Source organism: uncultured Methanofollis sp., assembly GCF_937919355.1.
Lineage (GTDB): Archaea > Halobacteriota > Methanomicrobia > Methanomicrobiales > Methanofollaceae > Methanofollis.
On sequence record NZ_CALFSA010000107.1, the window covers coordinates 1 to 3,470 of the forward strand.

At 63.3% G+C, this 3,470-nt stretch carries 5 protein-coding genes; 4 read left to right on the plus strand and 1 reads right to left on the minus strand.

Going from position 1 to position 3,470, the window contains the following annotated elements; translation table 11 throughout:
- Nucleotides 1-1,229: hypothetical protein (locus Q0520_RS05055; RefSeq protein ID WP_298667294.1), on the plus strand; the 1,229-nt coding region annotated here is incomplete at its 5' end.
- Here Q0520_RS05055 and Q0520_RS05060 read toward each other — a convergent pair.
- The gene (locus Q0520_RS05060; RefSeq protein ID WP_298667295.1) at nucleotides 1,216-1,968 is read right to left on the minus strand and encodes a metallophosphoesterase; all 753 of its coding nucleotides are present in this window, start codon (nucleotides 1,966-1,968) and stop codon (nucleotides 1,216-1,218) included. The two genes, Q0520_RS05055 and Q0520_RS05060, sit on opposite strands and share 14 nt — an antisense overlap.
- A 41-nt stretch (nucleotides 1,969-2,009) precedes the next feature.
- Between Q0520_RS05060 and Q0520_RS05065 the strand changes: the two genes are divergently transcribed.
- The 3 genes from Q0520_RS05065 to Q0520_RS05075 form a co-directional block, all read left to right on the plus strand.
- Nucleotides 2,010-2,345, plus strand: a complete 336-nt coding sequence (locus tag Q0520_RS05065) for a hypothetical protein (protein WP_298667297.1) — start codon at nucleotides 2,010-2,012, stop codon at nucleotides 2,343-2,345.
- Between the two features lie 29 nt (nucleotides 2,346-2,374).
- Nucleotides 2,375-2,854 (plus strand): hypothetical protein, encoded by a 480-nt coding sequence (locus Q0520_RS05070; protein WP_298667298.1) that lies wholly within the window; start codon nucleotides 2,375-2,377, stop codon nucleotides 2,852-2,854.
- A 382-nt stretch (nucleotides 2,855-3,236) separates the two neighbouring features.
- Nucleotides 3,237-3,470, plus strand: a 234-nt coding sequence (locus Q0520_RS05075; RefSeq protein WP_298667300.1) for a hypothetical protein, incomplete at its 3' end; no start/stop codon positions are given.

Here is a 3,470-nt window from a genome sequence, read left to right on the forward strand (position 1 = left end):
AAGAGAGCCTCACGCTCGCCTTTGACGGGGTGGGGGCGTGGCTGGACGCACGGGAGGAGGAGGTCGAAACCGGCCTGGAGGATGCGACAGGGAAGTGCAGGACGACCGTCTCGGCCTCCCTGGAGGACCTCGGCCGTCTCCTCACAACGCTGAAGGAGGCTGAAGGACGGGAGGACATCCACCCAAAACTGAAGAGTGTGACAGACCGTTCTCTCCCGGCCTTCATCGCTGCGATGGAACAGCAGGTCACCCGCCCCCTCCCTGACGACCCGGACAGTTTCTATGCCGCAGCCGCGGATCTCCTCACCAGTCTCCTGAAGATCCAGAAAGGGCAGGGGAGATACCTCTCCGGCGTCTTCCCGGAGGAGATGAAGGACGTCAGGGCGATCACTAGGGAAATCGGCCGGGAGATCAACGCACTCACGGGCCACGTAAAGGAGGCGAGGGAGACGGGGGCGCGGATCAACGCCGCACGTGCAGGCCTTGCCGCGGTCACGGACGCGGGGGTCGAGGCTGAGAGGCTCGACGCGGAGATCAAAACGCTCGGGGAGAAGCGAGAAGAGGCAGAAAGGACGGTCGCCAGCACAGGGGAGAGGCTCAGGGCTCTCCGGGCCGGGCCTGCCTATACCGCCTGCACAGCCGAGCAGGAAAATCTTGCCGGGCTGCAGCGGGAGGAGCAGGAGGCCGTACAGGGCCTTACAAACACGGCGGGACAGGCAGCGCGGGTGATGAGGAAGGCGGTACGGGTCGCGGGGCGCGCCGGTGCAGAGCAGGACCTCCGCACCCTCGAAAGTTGCACCGCCCTCCTGGACAGGCCTCTCGACGCAGGCCGCGAAGAGATCCTCCCCCTCCTTGCATCCGCGGCCATGGTCGTGCAGAGACAGATCGCAGGGGGCGATCTGGTTCTGAAAGGAAAAGACGATCTTGCACTCTTTGCGGAGGAGGGAGCGGCCGCAAAGGAGATGGAGGCGCTGATCGACGCCCTTGCCGGGGTGCGGGAGAGGGTCGCCGCGGCGTATGAGCGGGTGCGGGCCTGCACCGCCCTCGAGGAGGCGCGGGGTCTGGAAGGGGAGATCGCGGGGGCCGAGGCAGAGAAGGAGAGAGACATCCAGGCGCTCGCGGCGGCGGAGGAGAGGAAGAAGGCCCTTGCAGACGGGAAGGCCGACCGCATCCGCCGGTTGGAGGAGGCCCTCGCCGCTGTGGCGGGCCGGCCTGTCACCATAACCTGAGATACCAGAAGCGGCGGAAGTCGGTGACGGCAAACTCCGGGTTCTGTCCGGTGCAAGCACCGAGCCGCGTGATCGACGGTACAGAGAGGTCGGTGCAGGTCCCGATGAGAGGGAGGCCGGGAAGGGGTTCGAGGTTCAGGGGGACGGAGACGACCCGGCCGTCCCTTTTCTGGCAGCAGAGGGGGGCGTGCTGGTGGCCGCAGCAGAGGTGGGAGAGGCCCCGGCGTTCCAGTTCGGCAAAGGCCATCTGCGGCGTGTAGCGGTAGCCTGCATAGTCCGGGCCGGGCACACGCGAGAGGCGCTGCCAGAAGGGTCGCTCCGTGAGACCGTCCCCCACCCGCAGGGGGCCGCCGTGGACGAAGAGGGTGGCGTCGAGCACCGCCTCGACAGGGAGATGAGAGAGGGCGGCGAGGAGGGGTGACCCTACCAGACGGCGGTGGGCCGCCTCGCTCCTTGCATCGCTTCCACTCACCGGTATGCCATGGATGCAGGCGTGGTCGTGGTTGCCGAGGAGGGAAACGAAGGTGACCTCCTCCGCGAGGTGCTCCACAAGACTGAGGGTCTCGACAGGGGCATAGCCGCGACCGAGGAGGTCGCCGAGGTTCACGACGGTGTCGACCCGGCCAAAGATCCGCGTGAATCCCGGTTTCTCTCGCAGGGCGACGACGCGGGAGAGGGCCTCCGCGTCGGCATGGACATCGGAAAAGACAAGGACCGCCACACCAGTGATCTCCCCCACCTCCCTTTTAAATGTGCGGCGCATAGATCTGATGGGAATATATGTCGTGGCATGGGTTTGACAGCAGGGCGTGGCGTGTCGTGCCCCTGGTCTCTTTCGGCGGGATACTGGTATCGGCTATCGCTATCGTCGCCGTCGGTGACCCGATACTTCTTGTAACCCACCCCTTCTGGACGGTCGGGCGGGTGGCGTGCATCGTCGCCGCCTTTATCCTCGGGGCGATCGCCTATTCCACAGAGAGAAAAGACCTTGTCTCCCTGATGGCGCCGCTCTTTGCGATTATCATCTTTGTCATCGGCGACTTCTCCACAGGGCCGATGATGCAGGTGCTCTTCGCCGCCACGATCACCTTCCTTGCAATGAGGGTCGAGAAATAAATATCATGGGAGAAAGGCAGGAGAGGACTATGGGACGGGCAGAAAGGTACCTGGAGGCATATATCGAGAGGGTCAGGCCGCAGTTTGCAAACCTTGACGAGACGACCGGACACGCTATCGCCTCGGCCCTTCTCAGTTTCAAGTTCGGGCTGTACGGGAACGCGGTGACGCGGGCAGATGCGGCACTGCAGAGGCTTGCGAAGAGGGGAGCGCCGGCGGCCGTCGCCACGGCGCTCGGCATCCTGAGGAAGAGGGCCGCCGACCTCCAGGCAAAGGTTGTCGTCTCCGAGGGGATGCCGGCGTTCTCCGCGGAGGACAGACCCCTCCTCGCAATGGACCTCCCGGCCGACCAGGTCGAGGACGAGGTCTCGTACACCCTTGACAACGCCCTCCTCCTCATCTACGCGGCCGGGTTCGTCTCGTCCCCCGACGACGAGCAGGCACTCGACGAGCACCGGGGCTTCCCCCTCCAGGTACTCGCGTCCTATGCGAAGCAGTTGAATTTATGAGCGGTTGAGGGGGCTTCTTTTTTGTGGGGTCGCGGTGCGGCCCGGATTGATCCTCCGGATTGTCCGGGTATTGCGTAATATCACCGATCTAAATGGCAGGACACAGGGATCCCCTGTCTTCCCAAAACCCTCCACCGGGGGGCTGCCGCCCCCCGGTCCCTCGAAAACCTCCGGTTTTCTCATGCTCACTTCGTTCGCACCCTGCCATTAGGATAGAAGGTGGAGGGCAGTCTCACTCGTCAGGATCTCTGCTCTGTCTTCCCAGGGCCTATCCTATTTCCAGGGGTCTGGGGGGCAACGAGAAGACGGAAAATCGAAGATTTTCCTGTGCGTGCACATCTACGATGCGCCACGGACCGAAGGTCTTCGAGGACCGAACGAAGTGAGGTCAAGAAAGTCGAAGACTTTCGAGGAAGTCCCCCGGCACAGATTGAGGGGAAGGCGGTGGATCCACACTACTCGTCATGGAATCAAGAGAGGCATCAACCCGATCATGATATTTTCTCCAGAGTTCCACATGCGGGAGAGGAGAAGAAAAGGAGAGCTTTGGCATATGTTTCTCTCAGAACGAGTCGATCGAGATGCCGTCGAAGGACTCAGCGATCTCCCTGACCTC